The sequence below is a fragment of the Pseudomonas canadensis genome (genome assembly GCF_030980095.1).
Classification (GTDB): Bacteria; Pseudomonadota; Gammaproteobacteria; order Pseudomonadales; family Pseudomonadaceae; genus Aquipseudomonas; species Aquipseudomonas canadensis.
On the sequence record NZ_CP133298.1, the window covers coordinates 4966990 to 4990525 of the forward strand.

Annotated in this window: 23 protein-coding genes; 7 read left to right on the plus strand and 16 right to left on the minus strand. The window is 59.5% G+C overall.

Annotated features, from left to right (window positions below):
- The first annotated feature begins 28 nt into the window (after nucleotides 1-28).
- Nucleotides 29-847: a class I SAM-dependent methyltransferase gene (locus tag RB216_RS23065; RefSeq protein ID WP_028617687.1), complete on the plus strand. Its 819-nt coding sequence runs from the start codon at nucleotides 29-31 to the stop codon at nucleotides 845-847.
- Between the two features lie 202 nt (nucleotides 848-1049).
- Here the strand turns inward: RB216_RS23065 and def are convergent, their stop codons facing one another.
- From def to RB216_RS23080, 3 genes are all read right to left on the minus strand, one after another.
- A complete protein-coding gene (gene def / locus RB216_RS23070) occupies nucleotides 1050-1589 on the minus strand; it encodes a peptide deformylase (RefSeq protein WP_028617688.1) in 540 nt (179 codons plus the stop codon).
- A gap of 3 nt (nucleotides 1590-1592) precedes the next feature.
- A complete protein-coding gene (locus RB216_RS23075) occupies nucleotides 1593-2543 on the minus strand; it encodes a YihY/virulence factor BrkB family protein (protein ID WP_016975971.1) in 951 nt (316 codons plus the stop codon).
- A 181-nt stretch (nucleotides 2544-2724) separates the two neighbouring features.
- A complete protein-coding gene (locus tag RB216_RS23080) occupies nucleotides 2725-2910 on the minus strand; it encodes a CsbD family protein (protein WP_028617689.1) in 186 nt (61 codons plus the stop codon).
- Nucleotides 2911-3111: 201 nt separating this feature from the next.
- Between RB216_RS23080 and RB216_RS23085 the strand changes: the two genes are divergently transcribed.
- Nucleotides 3112-3489, plus strand: a complete 378-nt coding sequence (locus RB216_RS23085) for a hypothetical protein (protein WP_010208214.1) — start codon at nucleotides 3112-3114, stop codon at nucleotides 3487-3489.
- A 45-nt stretch (nucleotides 3490-3534) separates the two neighbouring features.
- Here RB216_RS23085 and fadD1 read toward each other — a convergent pair whose 3' ends face one another.
- Nucleotides 3535-5226, minus strand: coding sequence for a long-chain-fatty-acid--CoA ligase FadD1 (gene fadD1, locus RB216_RS23090; protein ID WP_028617690.1), 1692 nt, complete (start codon nucleotides 5224-5226; stop codon nucleotides 3535-3537).
- Between the two features lie 345 nt (nucleotides 5227-5571).
- Nucleotides 5572-7260, minus strand: a complete 1689-nt coding sequence (fadD2, locus tag RB216_RS23095; RefSeq protein WP_068932381.1) for a long-chain-fatty-acid--CoA ligase FadD2 — start codon at nucleotides 7258-7260, stop codon at nucleotides 5572-5574.
- Nucleotides 7261-7479: 219 nt separating this feature from the next.
- On the opposite strand from fadD2, the gene RB216_RS23100 reads away from it, so the two are divergent.
- Both RB216_RS23100 and RB216_RS23105 read left to right on the plus strand, forming a co-directional pair.
- On the plus strand, nucleotides 7480-8424 hold the full coding sequence (locus tag RB216_RS23100) for an alpha/beta hydrolase (RefSeq protein WP_028617692.1): 945 nt from the start codon (nucleotides 7480-7482) through the stop codon (nucleotides 8422-8424).
- A 56-nt stretch (nucleotides 8425-8480) separates the two neighbouring features.
- Nucleotides 8481-8951, plus strand: coding sequence for a MaoC family dehydratase (locus RB216_RS23105; protein WP_308907945.1), 471 nt, complete (start codon nucleotides 8481-8483; stop codon nucleotides 8949-8951).
- Nucleotides 8952-9006: 55 nt separating this feature from the next.
- Here RB216_RS23105 and RB216_RS23110 read toward each other — a convergent pair whose 3' ends face one another.
- Nucleotides 9007-9474, minus strand: coding sequence for a ferritin-like domain-containing protein (locus RB216_RS23110; protein ID WP_003175720.1), 468 nt, complete (start codon nucleotides 9472-9474; stop codon nucleotides 9007-9009).
- A 205-nt stretch (nucleotides 9475-9679) separates the two neighbouring features.
- Between RB216_RS23110 and RB216_RS23115 the strand changes: the two genes are divergently transcribed.
- Both RB216_RS23115 and RB216_RS23120 read left to right on the plus strand, forming a co-directional pair.
- The gene (locus RB216_RS23115; RefSeq protein WP_028617694.1) at nucleotides 9680-9916 is read left to right on the plus strand and encodes a DUF3820 family protein; all 237 of its coding nucleotides are present in this window, start codon (nucleotides 9680-9682) and stop codon (nucleotides 9914-9916) included.
- A gap of 11 nt (nucleotides 9917-9927) precedes the next feature.
- Nucleotides 9928-11109, plus strand: coding sequence for an aminotransferase class V-fold PLP-dependent enzyme (locus tag RB216_RS23120; RefSeq protein ID WP_308907946.1), 1182 nt, complete (start codon nucleotides 9928-9930; stop codon nucleotides 11107-11109).
- Between the two features lie 182 nt (nucleotides 11110-11291).
- Here the strand turns inward: RB216_RS23120 and RB216_RS23125 are convergent, their stop codons facing one another.
- Genes RB216_RS23125 through zwf form a run of 3 tightly spaced genes read right to left on the minus strand, consistent with a single transcriptional unit; the run spans nucleotide 11292 to nucleotide 14141 of the window.
- On the minus strand, nucleotides 11292-11957 hold the full coding sequence (locus RB216_RS23125; protein ID WP_099585438.1) for a bifunctional 4-hydroxy-2-oxoglutarate aldolase/2-dehydro-3-deoxy-phosphogluconate aldolase: 666 nt from the start codon (nucleotides 11955-11957) through the stop codon (nucleotides 11292-11294).
- A 17-nt stretch (nucleotides 11958-11974) separates the two neighbouring features.
- Nucleotides 11975-12688 (minus strand): 6-phosphogluconolactonase, encoded by a 714-nt coding sequence (pgl, locus tag RB216_RS23130; protein ID WP_308907947.1) that lies wholly within the window; start codon nucleotides 12686-12688, stop codon nucleotides 11975-11977.
- Nucleotides 12675-14141 (minus strand): glucose-6-phosphate dehydrogenase, encoded by a 1467-nt coding sequence (gene zwf / locus RB216_RS23135; RefSeq protein ID WP_028617697.1) that lies wholly within the window; start codon nucleotides 14139-14141, stop codon nucleotides 12675-12677. Before zwf ends, pgl begins: the two co-directional genes overlap by 14 nt.
- Before the next feature lie 218 nt (nucleotides 14142-14359).
- Between zwf and RB216_RS23140 the strand changes: the two genes are divergently transcribed.
- Nucleotides 14360-15220 carry a MurR/RpiR family transcriptional regulator gene (locus tag RB216_RS23140; protein WP_174890969.1) on the plus strand — a complete coding sequence of 287 codons (861 nt, stop codon included), beginning with the start codon at nucleotides 14360-14362 and terminating at the stop codon, nucleotides 15218-15220.
- A gap of 204 nt (nucleotides 15221-15424) precedes the next feature.
- Here RB216_RS23140 and RB216_RS23145 read toward each other — a convergent pair whose 3' ends face one another.
- From RB216_RS23145 to RB216_RS23175, 7 genes are all read right to left on the minus strand, one after another.
- A complete protein-coding gene (locus tag RB216_RS23145; protein ID WP_028617698.1) occupies nucleotides 15425-16270 on the minus strand; it encodes a D-hexose-6-phosphate mutarotase in 846 nt (281 codons plus the stop codon).
- 102 nt (nucleotides 16271-16372) lie between these two features.
- A complete protein-coding gene (locus RB216_RS23150) occupies nucleotides 16373-17719 on the minus strand; it encodes a carbohydrate porin (RefSeq protein WP_122685479.1) in 1347 nt (448 codons plus the stop codon).
- An 85-nt stretch (nucleotides 17720-17804) separates the two neighbouring features.
- Nucleotides 17805-18965, minus strand: a complete 1161-nt coding sequence (locus RB216_RS23155) for an ABC transporter ATP-binding protein (protein ID WP_305382531.1) — start codon at nucleotides 18963-18965, stop codon at nucleotides 17805-17807.
- A gap of 2 nt (nucleotides 18966-18967) precedes the next feature.
- The gene (locus RB216_RS23160; protein ID WP_016975397.1) at nucleotides 18968-19813 is read right to left on the minus strand and encodes a carbohydrate ABC transporter permease; all 846 of its coding nucleotides are present in this window, start codon (nucleotides 19811-19813) and stop codon (nucleotides 18968-18970) included.
- Nucleotides 19806-20714, minus strand: coding sequence for a carbohydrate ABC transporter permease (locus tag RB216_RS23165; protein WP_028617701.1), 909 nt, complete (start codon nucleotides 20712-20714; stop codon nucleotides 19806-19808). Before RB216_RS23165 ends, RB216_RS23160 begins: the two co-directional genes overlap by 8 nt.
- A gap of 158 nt (nucleotides 20715-20872) precedes the next feature.
- On the minus strand, nucleotides 20873-22159 hold the full coding sequence (locus RB216_RS23170; RefSeq protein WP_028617702.1) for an ABC transporter substrate-binding protein: 1287 nt from the start codon (nucleotides 22157-22159) through the stop codon (nucleotides 20873-20875).
- 104 nt (nucleotides 22160-22263) lie between these two features.
- Nucleotides 22264-23523: a D-mannose isomerase gene (locus RB216_RS23175; protein ID WP_308907948.1), complete on the minus strand. Its 1260-nt coding sequence runs from the start codon at nucleotides 23521-23523 to the stop codon at nucleotides 22264-22266.
- Nucleotides 23524-23536 lie beyond the last annotated feature (13 nt).

The window sequence follows — 23536 nt, forward strand, 5'->3', positions numbered from 1 at the left end:
CGGCACAGTGGCCCTTTACAGGATGATCATGAAAACGACGCTTGCAGCTCTCTCCCTCACCGCCCTGCTCGTCCCGGTCTTGAGCCAGGCAGCCGACGCAGCCATCACCGCCGAGCAGTACCAGAGCGTACTCGCCGGTAGTTGGCGCGACCCTGCCAACAGCGCCCGCGACGGTTATCGCCACCCGCAACAGACGCTGGAATTCTTTGGCCTGGGCGCCAAGCAGACGGTGATCGAGATCACCCCCGGTGGCGGCTGGTACAGCGAAGTGCTGGCGCCGCTGCTCAAGGATCATGGGCACTACATCGCCGCAGTGCAGGCGGCGAGCAGCAGCGCCTACGCGCGCACGTCCGAAGAGAACCTGAGAAAGAAATTCGTGGCTGATCCGGCTCGGTACGGTAAGGCTGAAGTCGTCGAGTTCGATCCCAAGGCCCCGGTGTTCGGCAAACCCGCGTCGGCAGATGCAGTGCTGACGTTCCGCAATGTGCATAACTGGGTCGAGGCAGGTACTGCGCCGGCCACGTTCAGCGCGTTCTACAAGGTACTGAAACCGGGCGGCGTGCTGGGCGTGGAAGATCACCGGGCCAAGGATGGCGCGGATCTGGAAACGATCAAGGACAGCGGTTACCTGACCACCGCGCAGGTGGTGAAGCTGGCGTCCGATGCCGGGTTCAAGCTGGCGGGACAGAGCGAGGTGAATGCTAATCCGAAGGACACCAAGGACTACCCGGCTGGCGTGTGGACGTTGCCGCCGACGCTGAGATTGGGCGAGCAGGACAAGGCGAAGTATGTGGCGATCGGGGAGTCGGATCGGATGACGTTGCGGTTCATTAAACCGACCCGATAACAATTATTGAAGTATCGCTTTTCTGTGGTGAGCGGGCTTGTCCCGCGCTGGGCTGCGAAGCAGACCCAAACCTTTCACCGCAGTGCGCCTGACGCGCCGCGGTGGCTTGGATAGGGCCGCTTCGCAGCCCAGCGCGGGGCAAGCCCGCTCACCACAACAAGCCCGCTCACCACAACAAGCAGCCTCACATTCAGATGCAGGATCAATCGTCGGCCGTGGGATCCAAGTCCGGGAACATCACTTCGATAAAGCCGAACTTGCTGAAGTCGGTGATCCGCGACGGGTACAACCGGCCGATCAGGTGATCGCATTCATGCTGCACCACCCGCGCATGGAAACCATCGGCAAAGCGCACGATGGGTTCACCCTTGGGATCAAAGCCTTCGTAGCGAATCTGCTGATAGCGATCCACCGCACCCCGCAAACCCGGCACGGACAGGCAACCTTCATAGCCTTCCTCCAGCACCGGACTCAACGGCGTGATCAGCGGGTTGATCAGGATCGTCTGCGGCACCGGCGGCGCGTCCGGGTAGCGTTCGCTGGCCTCGAAACCGAAGATCACCAATTGCAGGTCGACACCGATCTGCGGAGCGGCCAGGCCGACTCCGCCCACGTGTTCCATGGTCTGGAACATGTCATCGATCAATTGCCACAGCTCGGGGCTGTCGAACATTTCCGGCGGAACCGGGGGGGCGATACGCAGCAGGCGCTCGTCGCCCATTTTCAGGATTTCACGGATCATCGATCAGACTTCATCGGCAGTGGGCTTGGAGTGGTCCCGGCCGAGGCCTGAGACGTGTTGTTTTTCATCGGTGTGGCCGGGCTCATCGAACTCTTTTTCACCCGGATCCTTGCCTTCGGCGGACATGTGTTCGATCACCGCGTTCATCTCCGCCCCAAGCAACAGCACGGCAGCGGAAATATAGAAATACAAGAGCAGCACGATGATCGCGCCGATACTGCCATACATGGCGTTGTAGTCGGCAAAGGTTTTGACGTAGTAGCCAAAGCCCAGGGAGGCAACGATCCACACCACCACCGCCAACACCGAGCCTGGGGTGATGAAGCGGAATTTCTGTTCGACATCGGGCATCACGTAATACATGAGGGCCACGGCGAACATCAGCAAAATCACAATCAACGGCCAGCGCAGGATGGTCCACAGGGTGACCACGAACTCCTGCATGCCGATCTGCCCGGCCAGCCACTCCATCACTTGCGGGCCCAGCACCATCAGTGCGGCGGCGGCCAGCAGCATGCCGGCGATGCCAACGGTGTAGAAAATCGACAGCGGGAAGCGCTTCCAGATCGGTCGGCCTTCAACCACGTCATAAGCGGCGTTCATCGCGCTCATCATCAGGCGCACGCCAGCCGAGGCCGTCCACAATGCGATCACGATACCCACCGACAGCAGGCCACCCTTGGATTGCTGCAATTGGTCGATCACCGGGTTGACCTGCTCCAGCGCCTGCGGCGGCAACACCAGTTCCGACTGCAGGCGCAGCCAGGTGAAAAAGTCGGGCAGGTGCAGGAACCCGATCAGGGCAATCAGGAACAGCAGGAAGGGAAACAGCGAGAACAGCATCTGGTAGGCCAGTGCCGAGGCGTACGTGGGCATTTCGTCATCGACGAATTCCTTGACGGTGCGCAGCAGCACTTTGTGCAGCTTGAGACCATCGAGAACCGGAAAAATCATAGCGTCTCCTTTCGCCGCAAAAAGGTTGAGTTCGTGGGCGACTCAGGGGCCGTTTTCTACATCAAGGTAGCCTATTTGGCGACCTTGAAACAATTTCGAAACTTTAACCGCATCAGGTGACACAAAAACGGCCATCCGTGGATGGCCGTCGGGCTGCGTGTAACCAGCCAGCGATTCAGTGTTATTTGGTCGCTTTTTTGACCGCGTCCTTGGTGTCGCCTACCGCTTTTTGCACTTCGCCTTTCTTTTCCTGGACCACACCTTCAGCGCGCAGTTTGTCGTTGCCGGTGACTTTACCGACACCTTGCTTGATATTGCCGACCGCCTCGTTTGCCACGCCTTTAACCTTGTCAGATGTACTGCTCATGGTATTTCTCCGAAAGAACAATCAAGGGTTTTGGGTCATTACCTAAAGATTGACCCGAGGCCGTTCAGCAGAGTTTCAATTATTTTTGCCCACGCATTTCATCGCCGGCCGCAGGTTTGGCTTTATGTTTTGCCGCCAACCCCTGAGAATGCCCGGCACATTCAGGCTCACACGCTGAATAACAGATCCCGTAGGAAGGTTATGAAACTCAATAAAGCACAGGCCATCGCCCGCCGAAACACCGAACTGGGCGGTGCCGTACTCGGCGTCAACAACTGCCACTTCACCGACCTGGACCGCAAACGCAACATCTGGTGGTTCGACCTGCCAGTGGGCCGGATTGCCGTGGGCCAGTACGAGTGGATCCACCTGTTGATGCACAACGCCGAGACTGACCAGTTGCTGCACCTGAAGGTGCCGACGGCGTTTTTGCGTGAGCACATCGAAGGCTTGGTGGTACGCAATGCCGGCAAGCGCAAGCCGGAGATTACGCTGGAGCTGAGTGCAGACAAGGATTCGTTCTTGAAGGATGTGCGTCCGGCGGGGGCTGGCGTGGGATTCGCGCAGTTCGCGCTGTAACCCCCCTCAATAAAAAACCCCGCTTCGGCGGGGTTTTTTATGGGATTACTTTTTAAGACCGAGCTTCTTCAACTCTTCGTCGCGCAACTCACGGCGCAGGATCTTGCCCACGTTGGTGGTCGGCAATGCATCGCGAAACTCCACGGCCTTGGGCACTTTGTAGGCGGTGACGTTGGCGCGCATGTGCTCCATCACCTGGTCCTTGGTCAGGGTAGCGCCCGGCTTGACCACGATAAACAGCTTGATGTGTTCCCCGGACTTCTCGTCCGGCACACCGATGGCGGCGCACTGCAGCACGCCCGGCAGGCCTGCCAGCACGTCTTCCAACTCGTTGGGGTACACGTTGAAACCCGAAACCAGGATCATGTCCTTCTTGCGGTCGACAATGCGCATGTAGCCGTCGGGCTGGATGATCGCGATGTCACCGGTCTTGAGCCAGCCTTCGCTGTCGAGCATCTCGTCGGTAGCATCCTGGCGCTGCCAGTAGCCCTTCATCACTTGCGGGCCCTTGACGCACAGCTCGCCGGTTTCACCCAGGGCAAGTTCAGTGCCGTCGTCAGCGATGACTTTGCACACGGTGGACGGCACCGGAATGCCGATGGTGCCGATCTGGATGTGCTGGATCGGGTTCACGGTGGCCACCGGGCTGGTTTCGGTCATGCCGTAGCCTTCGCAGATGCCACACCCGGTCACGGCCTTCCAGCGCTCGGCGGCGGCCAATTGCAAGGCCATGCCGCCGGACAGGGTGACTTTCAGCGCGGAGAAGTCCAGCTTGCGGAATGCCTCGTTGTTGCACAGCGCCACGAACAGCGTGTTCAAGCCGACAAATCCACTGAACTTCCACTTCGACAGTTCCTTGACCATCGCCGGCAGGTCGCGCGGGTTGCTGATCAGGATGTTGTGGTTGCCGATCAGCATCATCGCCATGCAATGAAAGGTGAACGCATAAATGTGGTAAAGCGGCAGCGGGGTGATCAGGATCTCGCAACCTTCATTGAGGTTGGAGCCCATCAGCGCCTTGCACTGCAACATGTTGGCGACCAGGTTGCGGTGGGTGAGCATCGCGCCCTTGGCCACGCCGGTGGTGCCGCCGGTGTATTGCAGCACCGCCACATCGCCACTGGCCGGGCTGGCATCGTTGACCGGTTGGCCGTTCCCCTTGGCCAGCACGTCGTTGAATTTGATCGCGTTGGGCAAGTGATAGGCCGGGACCATTTTCTTCACGTACTTGATGACGCTGTTGATCAGAAGGCGCTTGAGAGGCGGCAACAGGTCGGCGACTTCGGTGACGATCACATGCTTGACGGCGGTCTTGGGCACGACCTTTTCCGCCAGGTGCGCCATGTTGGCCAGGCAGACGAGGGCCTTGGCACCGGAGTCGTTGAATTGGTGTTCCATTTCCCGCGCGGTGTACAGCGGGTTGGTGTTGACCACGATCAGCCCGGCACGGATGGCACCGAACACGGCAACCGGGTACTGGAGGACGTTGGGCAGTTGCACGGCGATGCGATCGCCGGGCTTCAAGTCGGTGTGCTGTTGCAGGTACGCGGCGAAGGCGCCGGACAATTCGTACAACTCACCGTAGGTGATGGTCTTGCCCAGGTTGCTGAAAGCCGGTTTGTTGGCGAAGCGCTGGCAGGACTGCTTCAGTACCGCCTGAATATTCGGATACTCGTCTGGATTGATTTCTGCAGCAATCCCGGCGGGGTACTTATCCTTCCAAAAGTCTTCGTTCATGGAAGCCCACTCCTCAGCGACGTCAGCGACGCGAATTCATCATCGCATTTGATGCGATTATTATTGGTGTATGTTTTTTTAGGTGAATCTGGCGCTTTCAAGCAGGCCGAGACGTCACAAAGCGCGCCGAGAGTAGCAGCTTTGCCAAAGGTCGCCTAGAGCCAAAGATGGGCCCTGCGGTCATAAACGCGACTGTCCTACAATATTTGGTCACGGTTTAGACATTGCTGAAATGTCCCCGGAAAAGGCTCTGGAATGGGTTCTTCAGGCCAACACAAGACAAATGTGGGAGCGGCGGTGCGAGCAAGCCCGCTCCCACATTTTTGATTGCATTTCAATTCGAGGTCAGGCGATGTCGCGAAGCTCACGCCGCAAAATCTTGCCCACCGGCGTCATCGGCAACGACTCCCGCAACACAATGTGCTTGGGCACCTTGTACCCGGTGAAGTTGGTCTTGCAGTAAGCTTTCAGCTCCTCAAGGCTCACCCCTTCGGCACGTGCCACCACAAACAGCTTCACCGCCTCCCCCGTGCGCTCGTCCGGCACGCCAATCACCGCGCAGTTGGCCACGGCCGGGTGAGCCATTACCACGTCTTCGATTTCGTTGGGGTACACGTTGAAACCCGAGACGATGATCAGGTCTTTCTTGCGGTCGACGATGCGCACAAAGCCATCCTCGTCGATCACCGCAATGTCACCCGTCTTGAGCCAGCCTTCGGCGTCCAGCGCTTCAGCGGTAGCAGCCGGTTGCTGCCAGTAGCCCTTCATCACCTGTGGGCCCTTGATGCACAGCTCGCCACGCTCGCCCAAGGGCAACTCGACGCCCTGATCATCGATCACTTTCATCGCCGTGGCCGGCACCGGGATGCCCACGGTGCCCAGGCGGGATTTATTGCCGTAGGGGTTGGTGCTGGCCACCGGAGAGGTTTCCGTGAGGCCGTAGCCTTCGCCGATGGCGCAACCGGTGATCTGCTGCCAGCGCTCGGCAGTGGCCTTGATCAGTGCAGTGCCACCGGAGTTGGTGAGCTTGAGGTGGGAGAAGTCGAGGGACTTGAAGTCAGGATGGTCCATCAACGCCACGAACAGCGTGTTGAGCCCCAGCAGCCCGGTGAAGCGCCACTTTTTCAGCTCCTTGATAAAGCCGCCGATGTCCCGCGGGTTGGTGATCAGCACGTTGTGGTTGCCCGAGACCATCATGCACATGCAATTCGCCGTGAAGGCATAGATGTGATAAAGCGGCAGCGGCGCGATCATCACCTCCTGCCCTTCCTTGATCAACGGGTGGCCGTCCTCACCGGTCTGGGACATACAGGCGCGCACCTGTTGCATGTTTGCCACCAGGTTGCCGTGGGTGAGCATTGCGCCCTTGGCCAGGCCGGTGGTGCCGCCGGTGTATTGCAGCACGGCGATATCGTCCAGGGTCACCGGGTGGCGCGTCACGCCCAGGCCCGCGCCCATGCGCAGTGCGCGCTTGAACGACACCGCGCGCGGCAGGCTGTAGGCCGGGACCATCTTTTTGACCTTGTCGACCAGGGTGTTGACCAGCCAGCCTTTGGCGGCGGGCATGAAGTCGCCCATCTTGGCTTCGATCAGGTAGTCGATCTCGGTGTCGCTGCACACCTCCTGCACCCGCGAGCCGAACAGGTTGAGGTAGACCAGCGCACGTACGCCGGCGTCCTTGAACTGGTGACGCATCTCGCGCGGGGTATACAGCGGGTTGGTGTTGACCACGATCAGCCCGGCGCGCAAGGCCCCGAACACGGCAATCGGGTAATGCAGCACGTTGGGCATCTGCACCGCAATGCGGTCGCCCGGCTTGAGGTCGGTGTGCTGTTGCAGATAGCCGGCGAACGCCGCACTCTGGCGCTCAAGCTCGGCGTAAGTCAGGGTGATGCCCATGTTGCTGAATGCCGGACGGTCGGCAAAAGCCTTGCAGGAGCGCTCGAAGACCTCGATCACCGACTTGTAGGCAGACAGGTCGATGTCATTGGGAACGCCCGCCGCGCGTTTGTCATTCCAGAAATCAGGTTGCATTATTCTTGTCCTCTTACCTGAGTGTGTCCGGCCGCTTTCCTAACGCTATAAAAAGCGGAGCTTTGGGGACGTTAGCAGCTATGACCAAACAGGCAAATACGCTAAATCGTGTCATTGATTGTATGAATCTTGCCCCTGATGCCTAGGATGCATAGACAGATACGCTGCCCTTCAACAGATGAGCTATACACTGCAACGACCCTGAGCAAAGGAAGCGCCATGAACCACAGCACCTTCTGGCTGGCCGCGAATGACCGCAGCCGCCTGTACGTCAATCAATGGATGCCCGACGGCCCGGCCAAGGCCGTGGTGATGCTGTCCCATGGCATGGCCGAACACAGTGCGCGCTATGCACGCCTAGCCGAGGCCCTGTGCGGCGCCGGCTACGGCCTGTATGCGCTGGACCAGCGCGGACACGGCCGTACCGCCGATGAAGGCACCTTGGGCCTGTACGCCGAGAAGGACGGCTGGAACAAGGTGGTAGGCGACCTGGCCAGCCTCAACCAGCATATAGGCCAGCAACAGCCGGGGTTGCCGATCATTCTGCTGGGCCACAGCATGGGCAGTTACATCGCCCAGGCCTACCTCCTGCACCACAGCGCCAGCCTGGATGGGGCGATTCTCAGTGGCTCGAACTTCCAGCCGGTGGCGCTGTACCGCGCCGCACGGGTGATCGCGCGGTTCGAGCGCCTGCGCCAGGGGTTGCGCGGGCGTAGTGCGCTGATCGAATTCCTGTCGTTTGGCTCGTTCAATAAAGCGTTCAAACCCAATCGCACCGCCTTCGATTGGCTCAGCCGTGACCCGGATGAGGTGGACAAGTACATCAACGACCCACTGTGCGGGTTCCGCTGTACCAACCAGCTCTGGATCGACCTGCTAGGCGGCTTGCAGCAGATCAGCAAAGCGTCCAATCTCGCTCAGATCGATCCGGGCCTGCCGATCCTGGTGATGGGCGGCGAATGTGATCCGGTGAGTGAGGGCAAGCGTCTCAACAGTCTGGCCGAGGCGTTGCGCGACGCCGGCTGCCAGCACCTGCAACTGGCTGTCTACCCGCAGGCGCGTCATGAAGTGTTCAACGAAACCAACCGCGATGCTGTCACAGCGGATGTGCTGGCGTGGCTCGACCAGGCGCTGACATTACGCAGGCCGACTCGCTGCGAATAATTTTTGTTTAAAATCAGTCAATTAAATTACCGATTAGCCACAGGATGCACCTTTAGATGACCCAGGTAACCAACACCCCGTACGAAGCCCTCGAAGTCGGCCAGACCGCCACCTACAGCAAATTGGTGGAAGAGCGCGATATCCAGCTGTTCGCCGCGATGTCCGGTGACCACAACCCGGTGCACCTGGACGCCGAGTACGCCAAGGCGACTATGTTCAAGGAGCGTATCGCCCATGGCATGTTCAGCGGCGCCTTGATCAGCGCGGCCGTTGCCTGCGAGTTGCCTGGGCCGGGCACCATCTACATCGGCCAGCAGATGAGCTTCCAGAAGCCGGTAAAGATCGGCGACACCTTGACAGTGCGCCTGGAAATCCTCGAAAAGCTGCCGAAATTCCGCGTGCGCATCGCCACCCGTGTATTCAACCAGCGTGATGAGTTGGTGGTGGACGGTGAGGCGGAGATCCTTGCGCCGCGTAAGCAGCAAGTCGTGACCTTGACCGAATTGCCGCCGATCAGCATTGGCTAATCCTTGCGCATAAAAAAGCCCCGCATCAGCGGGGCTTTTCTTATTCAGCTACGCCTCAAGACTGAGCGCGAGCCTGGTTACGCAGGGCTTTCACCTGGTCGTGGTTGCGTTGTACGCCGTGATACTGACGCTCAACCAGGTCACGAATGCCCAACAGGTTGTGCTTGTTGATCTTTTCGATCGCTTCACGGTAAGCCTTCAACGCGTGGTCTTCACCGCGCTCGGCTTCGTTCAGTACTGCTTCTTCATCTTTGCCAGTGACCATAGACTTCACGTCGACCCACCCACGGTGCAGGGCACCGGCAACGCTGCCGGAATCTTCCGGATCACCGCCCAAGGCACGTACGGCGGTTTTCAGTTCAGCGGCGGCGGTGGCGCAGTCAGCGGAACGCTTGGCAAACAGGGCTTTGAGTTCTGGGTGCTTGATGTCTTCAGCGCACTCCTTGAAACCCTTTTGGCCGTCGATGCTGGTCTCGATCAGGTCGTTCAGTACGGAGATCGATTCTTTATTGATGTCAGTCATTTTTCAATTCCTTGTACGGGTTAGAAGGTTGTCTTAGTGGTTGCAGCGCCCGTGCCAGGTTTTCAAAAATTAAATTAATCTTATATTTCAATAACTTAAGATAAATTGAACCATCTGTATGTACGTTATTTGCATGATCTGTCATTTGGCCTTCATGCAGAATGCCTGTATTTTCAAAGCTCTCGATACAAACACCTGAGCCTTCATGAATCCTGAAAAACTCGAACTGCTGATCACCCGCGAAATGCCCTTCGGCAAATACAAGGGACGGATCATCGCCGACCTGCCCGGCCCCTACCTGAACTGGTTTGCCCGTGAAGGTTTCCCCCATGGCGAGCTGGGTGGTCTGCTGGCCCTGATGCAGGAAATCGACAGCAACGGCTTAGCTGAATTGTTAGAACCGCTGCGCGCAAAACACGGCAAACCCGCCCCTCGTCATTAAGAGCCCAGCCCATGCCACTGAATGCAGACAACGAGCTTCACTGGTACACCATCGCCCAGCGTTACGCGCTGGAGCCCGGCCCGATCAACCTGGAAAACGGTTACTTCGGCCGCATGAGCCAAGCAGTACAGGCGCAGTACCTGGAACACGTTGCGTTTATCAACCGTAGCAACTCGTTGCATGTGCGCCAGCAATTCGAGCGTGGCGAAAATGACGCGATCCGCTGCCAACTGGCCGGGCTGATCGACGCCGACCCCGCCGCAGTAGCCTTCACCCGCAATGCCACCGAAGCCCTGCAATCGCTGATCCGCAACTACAACCGCCTGCAACCGGGCGATCAGGTGCTGATCAGCGACCTGGAGTACGACACCGTGAAAGGCGCCATGCGCTGGCTGGCGGGCTATCGCGGCGTGGAAGTCATCGAACTGTCCCACACGCACCCGGCGAGTTTCGACAGCCTGGTGCAGACGTATCGCAATGCATTCGTGCAGTACCCGCGCTTGAAACTGATGGCACTGACCCACGTGACCCACCGCACCGGCCTTGTCATGCCGGTGGCCGCGATTGCCCAGGCTGCGCGGGAGCAGGGCATCGACATAATCCTCGACGGCGCCCATGCCCTGGGCCAGATCGAATTCAACCTGGCCGAATTGGGGATCCAGTTTGCCGGTTTCAACCTGCACAAATGGATTGGCGCCCCGCTGACGTTGGGCTTTCTGTACATCGCCCCAGAGCGTCTGGCAGACATTGATCCGGACATGGGCGAGTTCCACTACCCCGCCACCGACGTTCGCGCACGTACGCCCTACAGCACGCCGAATTTCCCGGCGCTGATGACCTTGCCACTGGTCTTGGAAGAGCACCGGCAATTGGGCGGCGCGGCGGCCAAGGGTGCGCGGGTGAACTACTTGCGGGACTTATGGGCAAGCCAGGTGCGGGCACTGCCTGGGATCGAAGTGCTGACGCCGGACGATCCGCGCCTTTATTGCGGAATTACGGCGTTCAAGTTTATAGGACGGGATCAGCAGGTGATGACGGAGCGTTTGCTCAAGGACTACAACCTGTTCACCACGACGCGCGTAGGTGCGTCGTTTGGTACCTGTATCCGGGTAACGCCGGGGTTGGTGACGTCAGCAACGGATATCAATGCCTTGGTTAAAGCCATTACCGAACTGAACACCCATACCTTGTAGGAGCCCGGCTTGCCGGCGATGAGGCCCGCAAGACTTGCACCTACCTCGATGGCGCCATCGCCGGCAAGCCGGGCTCCTTCCGGTTGTGGTGCACTTTTCAGCGGGCAAAAAAAAGCGGTACACCGACCAAGTGCACCGCAAAAATGCCGTTAAGCACAGCAACAACGATTCGGTAAATCAGATCAATCCAGCAGCGCCAGAGCCTCAGCGGTGACTTCCTGGATGCGTGCCCAGTCGCCATTCTTGATCCACTCAGGGTCAAGCATCCAGCTACCGCCCACGCACATCACGTTTTTCAACGCCATGTAGTTTTTGATGTTGGCCGGGCCCACGCCGCCGGTCGGGCAGAACTTCACTTCGCCGAACGGGCCGCCCAGGGCCTTGATTGCAGCCACACCACCGCTGACTTCGGCCGGGAACAGCTTGAAGCGGCGGTAGCCCAGGCCATAGCCTTCCATGATGCCCGAGGCATTGCTGATGCCGGGCAGCAGCGGGATCGGGCTGTGCACCGAGGCTTCCAGCAGGTCGCGGGTGATGCCTGGGGTGACGATGAACTGCGAACCGGCCACTTCGGCAGCTTCAAGCATGTGGCGGTCGAGCACGGTGCCGGCACCGGTGCACAGTTCAGGGCGTTGCTCGCGCAGGACCTGAATGGCCTTCAGGCCGAACTCGGAACGCAGGGTCACTTCCAATGCGGTCAAACCACCGGCTGCCAGGGCATCGGCCAGCGGCAGGATGTCCTGTTCGCGGGCGATGGTGATCACCGGCAGGATCCGCGCCTTGGCGCAGAGGCTGTCGATCAAGGCAACTTTATCCGCCATGGACACGGTCGGTTGAGGGCTTTTCATAGCGGCTGATCCTTGGCTCATGGGCACCAGTAAATCTCTAATGTAGGTTGCAAAAACGCGCGAATCGGCATGGCAGCAACGTCGTCACTGGCCAGCGCGGCGCTCAAGGTGGTCAATTTCGAACTGCCGGAAATCGACAGCACGGTGTAGTTCGCCGTGGCCAGCAACGCGCGACTCATGGTCAGGCGCTGGTGCGGCACGGTCGGCGCCAGCATCGGCCAGCAACGGCGGGTACCATTGGCCTTCAGTGCTTCGCCCAGGTTCGGGCTATTGGGGAACAGCGACGCGGTATGACCGTCATCGCCCATGCCCAGGACCAGCACATCAATGGCTGGCAATTCGGCCAGCAGGCGATCGGCCTGCTCGGCAGCGTCTTCGAGGTTGGCGGCAGCGCTGTACAGGCTCAGGAACTTAGCCTTGGCCGCCGGGCCTTGCAGCAGGTGCTGCTTGAGCAAACCTGCATTGCTGTCGGCGTGTTCCACCGGCACCCAACGCTCGTCGGCCAGGGTGATGGTGACCTTGGACCAGTCCAGCGCCTGCTTGGCCAGGTGCTGGAAAAACGCCACGGGGCTGCGGCCACCGGACACTACCAGGGTCGCTTCGCCACGCGCACTGATGGCCGTGCGCAATTGCTCGGCCACGTCATTGGCCAGCCCTTCCGCCAACAGCACCGGGGTGCGGTACTCGTGGGGGGTTACGCCCTGGGGCAGTTTCAAATCAGATATCGCCATACCACGACCTCCCATCCCGCGTGATCAGTGCAATGGAGCTCATCGGCCCCCAGGACCCCGCCGCGTACGGCTTGGGCGCATCACCGGATTTCTTCCACCCGGCGATCAACTGGTCACACCACTTCCACGCGGCTTCGATTTCATCTTTGCGAACAAACAGGTTCTGATTGCCGCGCATCACTTCCAACAACAACCGCTCGTAGGCATCCGGGATCCGGGCGCTGCGGTAGGTGTCGGAAAAATTCAGTTGCAGTGGGCCGCTGCGCAGTTGCATGCCCTTGTCCAGGCCCTGCTCCTTGGTCATCACGCGCAAGGAAATACCTTCGTCCGGCTGCAGGCGGATGATCAGTTTGTTGCTGATCTGCAGGCGCTGCTCGGGAGCGAAGATGTAGTGGGACGGTTCCTTGAAGTGAATGACGATCTGCGACAGTTTCTGCGGCATGCGCTTGCCGGTGCGCAGGTAGAACGGCACTCCGGCCCAACGCCAGTTGCGAATATCGGCACGCAGAGCGACGAAGGTCTCAGTGTCGCTCTGGGTGTTGGAATTCTCTTCCTCCAAGTACCCCGGCACCGGCTTGCCGGCGCTGTAGCCAGCGATGTACTGGCCGCGCACCACCTGGGTGGTCAGACCGTCCGGGCTGATCGGCGCCAGGGCCTTGAGCACCTTGACCTTCTCGTCGCGAATGCTGTCGGCGGACAGGTCGGCCGGCGGGTCCATGGCGATCAGGCATAGCAACTGCAGCAAGTGGTTCTGGATCATGTCGCGCAGTTGGCCGGCCTTGTCGAAGTAGCCCCAACGGCCTTCGATACCGACCTGCTCGGCCACGGTGATTTCCACGTGGGAGATGTAATTCTGGTTCCACTGGGTTTCGAACAGGCTGTTGGCGAAACGCAGGGCGATCAGGTTCTGGACGGTCTCTTTGCCCAGGTAGTGGTCGATGCGGTAGGTGCGGTTCTCCGGAAAGAACTGCGCCACGGCGTCGTTGACCTTGCGCGAGGATTCCAGGTCCGAACCGATGGGCTTTTCCAGCACCACGCGGGTGTTTTCCGCCAGGCCGACCTTGGACAGGTTCTCGCAAATCGCGCCGTACACCGCCGCCGGGGTGGCAAAGTAGGCGATCAAACGTTGTTCGGTGCCGGCGATTTCCGCCAGGGCCACGTAGTCATCGGCTTTCATGAAGTCGACGTGAACATAGGTCAGGCGCGCCAGAAAACGCTGGGCGATGGCTTCGTCCAGTTCCTTGCCGACGTATTTACGCAATTCTTTTTCAATGTGCGCCAGGTGCTGTTGCTCGGAACCGGCTTCACGAGCCAGGGCCAGGATGCGCGTATCGTCGTGCAGGAGCGCGGCGCCATCGAGTTGATAGAGGGCAGGAAATAACTTGCGCAGCGCCAGATCACCCAAGGCGCCAAACAGGGCAAAGGTGCAGGGTTCTACGGTTATCGAAGGCATGATGTTTGTTCTTTTATCAAGTTAAGCTACAAATACCTTTTTTCAAGGCATCACTCAAGGAAAAATGTAGTAATAACCACAACATTTTCCCGAAATACGCATTCCGAGTGGTGGTGTTCAGCTACCCTCAGTAGGATAGGCCACCGCAAAAGGCCACTCGTCGATTGGTTGCCACCCTAATTTGCATCGTCGCCCGAAGGAAAGACTGAATGGACCGCGTGCGAAATCTTCTGGAACAGATCCAGAACCGCCTCGAAGAATTGAACAAGGCCGAGCGCAAAGTCGCCGAAGTCATCCTGCTCAACCCACAGCAGGCCACCCGCTTCTCGATCGCTGCCCTCGCCCAGGCCGCTTCGGTCAGTGAACCGACGGTCAACCGTTTCTGCCGTTCGTTCGGCGTGAGCGGCTACCCTGAACTGAAATTGCAGCTGGCGCAAAGCCTGGCCAGTGGTGCCGCGTACGTCAGCCGTGCGGTGGAGGCCGATGATAACCCTGAGGCCTACACCCAGAAGATCTTTGGCAGCGCTATTGCATCGCTGGACAGTGCTTGCCAGGCACTGGACCCGAACCTGATCAGCAAGGCCGTGGACCTGTTGATCCAGGCACGGCAGATCCACTTCTTCGGCCTGGGCGCTTCGGCCCCGGTGGCGATGGATGCCCTGCACAAGTTCTTCCGCTTCAATCTGGCGGTGACCGCCCACGCCGACGTGCTGATGCAGCGCATGATCGCGTCGGTGGCACACACGGGCGAGTTGTTCGTGATCATTTCCTACACCGGGCGTACCCGTGAGTTGGTGGAAGTGGCGCGCATCGCACGTGGGAATGGCGCATCCGTACTGGGCGTGACCGCCGAGAACTCACCGCTGGCCAAGGCCAGCACGGTGAGCCTGAACATCCCGTTGCCGGAAGACACCGACATCTACATGCCGATGACCTCGCGGATTATCCAACTGACGGTGCTGGACGTGCTGGCAACCGGCATGACGTTGCGTCGCGGGGTGGATTTCCAGCCGCATTTGCGCAAGATCAAAGAGAGCTTGAATGACAGCCGGTATCCGGTGGGGGATGAGTTCAACTAAACCTGAAACACCGCTGCTGGTGAGAGGGAGTTTGTATGTGGTGAGCGGGCTTGCCCCGCGCTGGGTGGCGAAGCCGCCCTGAAAAACGGGCACCTCGGTACATCAGGTACATACACCGCGCCTGTAATGGGGCTGCTTCGCAGCCCAGCGCGGGGCAAGCCCGCTCACCACAACAAGCCCGCCCACAACAACCGCAATGCCACGCTAAACCCCCGCTCTTGCCTGCAGGCTGAGATGCGCCCGCTCCCCCGGCGCCAGGCTCGCCCCGGCCATCGCCGACTCCACGCACACAAACCCCGACGCCTCATTGAAGCTCACGCCCAACAGTGGCCGGCTGCCTGGGTGCCACACCACCGTGTCGGCGCTGTCGCCCGTATCAATGCACAATTCACGCTGCCAGGCGTGATCCTTGAGCTGTAATTCGCCTTCGTGCTGGAACACCCGTTGGCACCCGCCCTCCACGCGTAGCTCGCCTTCCTGCTGGCAAACCTGGCGATTGAGCTGGTCGTAACCTTGTGCCCCCTCAAGCCCAGACAGCGCTACCTCATCGACGTGACCGATACGCCAGTAAGCATGCAACGCATGACTCAATTGGCACGGCAGTTCGTCCTGATGCTCGGTGCTCAGGCGCAGTTCCAGGGTTTCGCCCAGATGCGCGTGCAGGTCGACTTGCCAGTCGCACAACTGCAATTGCCAGTGCAGGCGTACGCCGTCGTCGTCGGTGCTACTGTCGAGCAGTTTCCAGTCGATCAGCCTCGCCCAGCCATGGGAAGGCCAGGCATTTTCGCTCGGGTGACGGCCATACCACGGCCAGCACACTGGAACGCCACCACGGATGGCGCCGACTTGTGGCCATTTGGCCGCACACCACAACCAAGGCTTCTGACCGGTAGGCTGAAAGTGCAGCAATTGCGCGCCCTGGCGACTGAACACCGCCTGGCACAGCGGATGGTCGATCACCAACACGTCACGCATCTGGAAGCGCTCCCAGGCGAACACCGGGCGCTCGCGCAGGGATTTGAAAAAGCGTTGCAGCGGTTGCTCATGCATGTGCCACAGTCCTGAATGTCTTCACGGTGCCGCCCAAAAAAAGCGGGTAGCCATGGCTACCCGCAAAATGCGCACAGAGAGGAGGAGCTTATCGCAACAGCGTTAGAACGTAGACTGGATTTTCAGACCGGCCACCAACGCGTTGTCGACTTTGTCCACGCCGCCAGGCTGGACGACGTATTGCAGGTTAGGACGCACGGTCAGCCAGTTGGTCACCTTGAAGCCGTAGTTGAGTTCGACGTTGTACTCGGTCTCGCGAATCGGCGTGTACAGCGGGTTGTCATAGTCGCTCACGCCATTGGCGGCGTTGAGCAGTTCAGAGTTTTTCTTTACGTCATCATTCACGTGCAGGCGAGCCACGCCAATACCGATGTCGTCTTTTGGACGCGCATCGAATGGGCCTTTGTACACCAGCATGATCGACTGGTAGTTGTCGACCAGGTTGGTTTCCTTGTCGTGGAAGGTGGCGTTGGCCGCGATGTTCAGGCCGCGGGAAGCGTCGCCGTTATGCGTGGTGAGTTGCTGTTGGGCAACGAACCAGTAGCCTTTCTTGCTGCTGCGGGTACGGAAGCTTTCACCCGTGAGGACCGCATTGCCACCGTTGACGTCTTCACGCACATCCGGAGCATCAGCCGCGCTCTTGTAGTAACCCACACGGTATTCGCCCGGCAGGCTGTTGACCTTCGGCGACCAGACCAATTCCACCGGAATCACGGTGCCCTTGGTGCCGCTGCCGCTGAGTTTGAAGCCGTTGCCGTGCTCCAGTTGCGATGGGTTCTGGTTGTACGCACCGATTTGCGCGTACAGCTCTGGCGTGATGTTGTACTTCACGCGGATCGCGGCCTGGCTGACTGGCCAGTTGTACCAGGTGTTGACGTAGTTACCCACTTGCGAGCCGCAGAACGACAGGTTCTGGAAGTCGCACGGGAAGGTGTTGAAGTCTTCGCCTTCGCCGAAGTAACCGAGTTTCACGTCCAGCTTGTTGTCGAACATCTGGTGCTGAATCCAGAACTGGGTCAGACGCACCATGTGGCCACGGCCGTAAACTTCTTGAGACGAGCTCAGCGTGCCGGCACGCGGGTCACCAATACGGTCGTTGGAGATGTTTTGGCCATTACGGTTGGTCAACTGGATCTTGGCCTGGGTGTTATCCCAGCCCCACAGCTTTTGCAGGTCCAGTGCCACACCGAGACCGAACTGGTCAGAGTAGCGACCGGTCTTGTCGTCGTTGTAACCACCTTTGGCGTTGTAGCCCATCTCCCCAACGTAGTCAGCCTTGATGTCGATACCTTGCTCGATCAGCTTGGTACGCTCGCCACCCCAATCGCCCGTCATCCACTTGGAACTGGAGCTGAATGCATCGTCTGCCATCGCATTGGCGGACAATACCAGGGCTGCTGCAGCTGACAGTTGGCAGATCAGCCGAGTGTTGTTGTGTTGCTTTTTCATCCCTACATCCTCGTCTTTATTGTTATTAAACTGTTTTTATCTAACGCGGTTTACTTTTTTTATCTAAAACAACAAGTTATCTGCTTCAACGGCCTTTGAATTGGGCCACATTGTCGGCATGCCCCTGTGCGGGCAATGAAGAAGCAGTGCCCAGTCGCTCGCCGGTGTTGGCGTCGAACAGCAGTACCTTGGAAGGATCGAATTGCAGGGTCAGGGTCTCGCCCACCTGCGGTGCCACGTCAGGCGCCAGGCGGCAGCAGACCTTGGTGTCATTCAGTTGCACGAACACCAGGGTGTCCGGGCCGGTCGGCTCGGTGACCTGCACCTCGGCACGGATGCTCGACGCACTGTCGCCCTCGCCCGACGCCAACATGATCTGCTCCGGACGCAAGCCCAGGATCACGTCACGGTCTTCCAGGCCGACATCAGTGGTGTTCAGCGCCAGTTCGCAACGGGCCTGCCCGCTGTCGAGCAGGGCCACCAGGCGACCGTCCTTGCGTTGCAGGCGCAGGGGCACGAAGTTCATCGGTGGCGAACCAATGAAGCTCGCCACGAACTGGTTGGCCGGGTTGTTGTAGATCTCTTTCGGGGTGCCGAACTGCTGGATGATGCCGTCCTTCATCACCGCCACCTTGTCGCCCAGGGTCATCGCTTCGATCTGGTCGTGGGTCACGTAGACCGTGGTGGTCTTGAGACGCTGGTGCATCAGTTTCATTTCGGTACGCATCTCGACGCGCAGCTTGGCGTCGAGGTTGGACAGCGGTTCGTCGAACAGGTAGATCTTCGGCCGACGCGCCAGGGCACGGCCCATGGCCACGCGTTGTTGCTGGCCGCCGGAGAGTTGGCCAGGCTTGCGGTTGAGCAGGTGTTCGATCTGCAGCAGCTTGGCCACGCGCGCCACTTCGGCATCGATATCGGCCTGGGGCATCTTGCGGATCTTGAGGCCGAACTCGATGTTCTCGCGCACGCTCATGGTCGGGTACAGCGCGTAGGACTGGAACACCATGGCGATGTCACGGTCCTTGGGGCTCATGCCACTCACGTCTTGGTCGCCGATCATGATCGCGCCGCCAGTGATGGTCTCAAGCCCGGCGATGCAGTTCATCAGCGTGGATTTGCCGCACCCCGAAGGGCCGACCAGGATCAGGAATTCGCCTTCCTTGATCGACAGTTCGATGTTCTTCAAGGTGTCGGGCAGGCCGGCGCCATAGGTCTTGTTTACATTGCGAAGTTCAAGCGTAGCCATGATTACCCCTTGACCGCGCCGGCCGTGAGGCCGCGCACGAAATACTTGCCTGCGATCACATAGACCAGCAGGGTCGGCAGCCCGGCGATCATCGCCGCCGCCATATCCACGTTATATTCCTTGGCCCCGGTGCTGGTGTTGACCAGGTTGTTCAGCGCCACCGTGATGGGCTGGGAGTCGCCGCTGGAGAACACCACGCCGAACAGGAAGTCGTTCCAGATCTGGGTGAACTGCCAGATCAGGCAGACCATGATGATCGGGGTCGACATCGGCAGAATGATCTGACGGAAGATGGTGAAGAAGCCCGCACCGTCCAGGCGCGCGGCTTTGATCAGCGCATCCGGAATGCTCACGTAGTAGTTACGGAAGAACAGCGTGGTAAACGCCAGGCCGTAGACCACGTGCACAAACACCAGGCCAGTGGTGGTGCTGGCCAGACCCATTTTGCCGAGGGTGAACGACGCCGGCAGCAGCACGGTCTGGAACGGCAGGAAGCAGCCGAACAACAGCAGGCCGAAGAACAGTTGCGAGCCTTTGAAGCGCCAGAACGACAGCACATAACCGTTCAATGCGCCGATGGCGGTGGAGATCAGTACGGCTGGAACGGTGATCTTGATCGAGTTCCAGAAGTAGCCGTCCACAGTGGCCCAGGCCTTGACCCAGCCAATGCCGGTAACCACGGTCGGCCAGCTCAGCAGGTTGCCGGAGCTGATATCTTCCGGGGTCTTGAAGCTGGTGAGCAGCATCACCACCAGCGGCACCAGGTACAGCAGCACGGCAAGAATCAGCACCGCGTAGATCGCGATGCGACTCAGGCTGATAGGTGATTTGGAGGCGAGACTAGTCATTACGTTTGGTCCTCAGCTCGGAGTAGAGGTAAGGCACGATGATCGCGAGGATCGCACCGAGCATCAGGATGGCACTGGCCGAACCCATGCCCATCTGGCCACGGCTGAAGGTGAACGAGTACATGAACATCGCCGGCAGGTCGGACGAGTAGCCGGGGCCGCCAGCCGTCATCGCCGCCACCAGGTCGAAGCTCTTGATCGCAATGTGCGCCAGGATCATCACCGCACTGAAGAACACCGGACGCAGGCTTGGCAGCACCACGCTCCAGTAGATGCGCGGCAGGCTCGCACCGTCGATCTGCGCGGCACGCACGATCGATTGATCGACACCGCGCAGGCCAGCGAGGAACATCGCCATGATGAAGCCGGAGGCTTGCCAGACAGCGGCGATCACCAGGCAGTAGACCACGCGGTCCGGGTCGATCAGCCAGTCGAGACGAAAGCCTTCCCAGCCCCAGTCACGCAGGAGTTTGTCCAGGCCCATGCCCGGGTTGAGCAGCCATTTCCAGGCCGTACCGGTGACGATCATCGAGAGCGCCATCGGGTACAGGTAAATGGTGCGGATAAAGCCTTCACGACGGATTTTCTGGTCGAGGAAGATCGCCAGGGTCACGCCGATAACCAGCGTGATGCCGATGAACATCCCGCCAAACACGGCCAGGTTCTTGCTCGCTACCCACCAGCGGTCGTTGTCGAACAACCGCGCGTATTGCGCAAGGCCCGCCCATTTGTAGCTTGGCAGGAACGTGGAATTGGTGAACGAGAGTACAAACGTCCACAGGATGTAGCCGTAGAAGCCCACCAACACGATGAACATGCTCGGCGCCAGCACCAGTTTGGGTAGCCAGCGCTGCAGTGCATCGAACGGCGAGGCTTTGCTGAACACAGCAACAGAACTCATGGGAAAATCCAGTACAGGGAAAAAGGACTAGCAGATGAACCGTCCCCTGTAGGAGCGAGCTTGCTCGCGAAGGACTTCAACGATAACGCGTGCATACAGGATGAACGCGGTGATCTTGAGTTTTTCGCGAGCAAGCTCGCTCCTACAGATGGGTTGTGTTACTTGGCTGACTTGATCGCAGCGCCAAGTTTCTTGGCGGTGTCGGCCGGGTCGGCTTTCGGGTCGTTGATGTAGTTGGTCACGACATCAAAGAACGCACCTTGCACAGCCAGGGTAGTGGCCATGTTGTGCGCCATGCTTGGCTGCAGGCCGCCGGTCTTGGCGTCTGCCAGGAAGTCCTTGGCAGCGGTCTGGGCGCAGGAGTCGAAGCCGTAGGAATCCATTTTGTTCAGCATGTCGTTGCGAACAGGGATCGAACCCTTGTTGATGCTGAACACTTTCTGGAAGTTTTCACCCAATACGACTTTGGCAATGTCCTGCTGGCCAGCAGCGGTGCCTTTGTCTTTCTGCTTGAACACCGCCAGGGAGTCGATGTTGTAGGTGAAGGCTTTGTCGGTGCCTGGGAAGGCTACGCACTCGTAGTCCTTGCCGGCGACTTTCTTGGCGGCGGTCCATTCGGACTTGGCCCAGTCACCCATGATCTGCATACCGGCCTTGCCGTTGATGACCTTGCCCGCCTCGAGGTTCCAGTCCTGGCCTTTACCGTCGACGTCCATGTAGGTCGCGACTTTCTTCAGTTCGGTCAGCGACTTGACCATTTCCGGACCGGTCAGCGCAGCGTTATCCAGATCAACCAGAGCTTTCTTGTAGCCATCGGCACCCATCACAGACAGAACGACCGCTTCGAACACGGTGCTGTCCTGCCAAGGCTGACCACCGTGGGCGAGCGGAATGAAGCCCGCGGCTTTCAGCTTGTCGCCGGCTGCGTAGAATTCTTCGAGGGTGGTCGGGTTCTTGGTGATACCGGCTTTCTTGAAGACTTCCGGGTTGATCCACAGCCAGTTCACGCGGTGGATGTTGACCGGTACGGCGACGTAGTCACCGTCGTACTTCACGGTATCGGAGACTTTCTTGTCGAGCAGGGAGTCCCACTTCTCTTCTTTGGCGACGTCTTTGAGCACGTCTGTGTCGAGCAGGCCAGTGGACGCCCATTCCTGAATGTCGGGGCCTTTGATCTGGGCAACACCTGGCGGGTTACCGGCGACCGCGCGGCTTTTCAGCACGGTCATGGCGGTGGCGCCACCGCCACCTGCGACGGCGCCGTCTTTCCAGACGAAACCATCTTTCTCAACTTGGGCCTTCAGGACATCTACGGCCGCCTTCTCACCGCCCGAGGTCCACCAATGCACAACTTCAACCGTACCTTTCGAGTCGGCGGCAAATGCAGAGAGAGGAAACAACGAGGCAATGGAAATAGCGACGGCGAGGCGATTAATCGCGTTCATCTGAGTACCTTTTCTTGTTGTTATGCATGCAAGTCTTAGGCTTGCGCTGCACGGAGTTTAAACATGGATTTTTCAGGCGCAGGTAACAAAGGGATGCACAAATGTCACCATCTGGTGACATAGCGCCCAGCACCGATGGCACTGGCCATGCTTGGCGCCAGCGGCAGCGCAGGCAGCAATACCGCTTGCCAGGCATGGTACAGGTCCGGCTTGCCACCCCAGATGTTGCTGCTGGGTTGATTGTGTGGACTGAGTTCGTGGTGCCAACTGCCGTGGACACGGTCGATGAAGTGGGTTTCGCAAAACTCCCAGAAACGCCGGTACCAGATTTCGTAATGCAACTCGCCCGTACGTTTGAGCAGGGCCTGGGCAGCGGCGCTGGCTTCAGCGTGGGTCCAATGCAGACGTTCACGCACCACCGGGCGCTGGTTCCAGTCGAGGGTGTAGACAATGCCGGGGGCGCCATCCACGGACCAGGCGTATTCGCACGCGCTGGCGAACAGGCCCTTGGCATCGGTCACCAGCCACTCGGGCGTGGCGAGCCCGGCTTGCAGGCGCGCGGCCTCCAGGTGCAGCACCAGCCGCGCCCACTCAAAACCGTGGCCGGGGGTGATGCCGTAGGGGCGAAAGCCGTCGGCGGGGTTGTCTTCGTTGTAACCGAGCAAAGGTTGCCAGTGCGTGTCGAAATGTTCGATCACCATGAACTGGTTGCCGGCGGCGTGGGTGTGGATCACGCGCTCGACAATACGCAGCGCGCGGTCCAGCCAGCGTGTATCGCCGGTGACATCGGCCAGCGCGAGGAAGGCTTCGGTGGCGTGCATGTTGCTGTTGGCGCCGCGATAGGCTTCGATGCCGCTCCAGTCCTGGGCGAACGATTCGAGCATCACGCCTTCCTCTTCGCTCCAGAAAAACTGGTCGATGATATGGATGGCGTCGGTCAGAAGGGTGTGTGCACCCGGCGCACCAGCCACTACCGCCGAGCTGGCGGCCAGGGCAACAAACGCGTGCAGGTAAGCGGCCTTGCCACGGTTGCCATCAAGGGCGTAGGCCGTGGCGAACCAGCCACCGTGTTCACTGTCACGCAGTGGTCCACTGAGGGCTGCAACGCCATGTGCAACCAGCTCGGCATACCCCGGCATGCCCAGGGCGTGAGCCATGGCAAAGCTGTGAGTCATGCGGGCAGTGTTCATGGTTTCGGCGTGGGCATCGGCCGGTAACTGGCCTTTGTCGTCCAGGTTGCCAAAGCCGTCGGGCAGTCGGGACGCCTTGGCAAACGCCAGCAGGCGCTGACCTTCGGCCGCGAGCCAAGCGTGATGGGCAGGCGCGTTCAGCCAACTGCTGGCAGGCAGTGGTTGCGTGGTCATGGGTAGCCCTTAT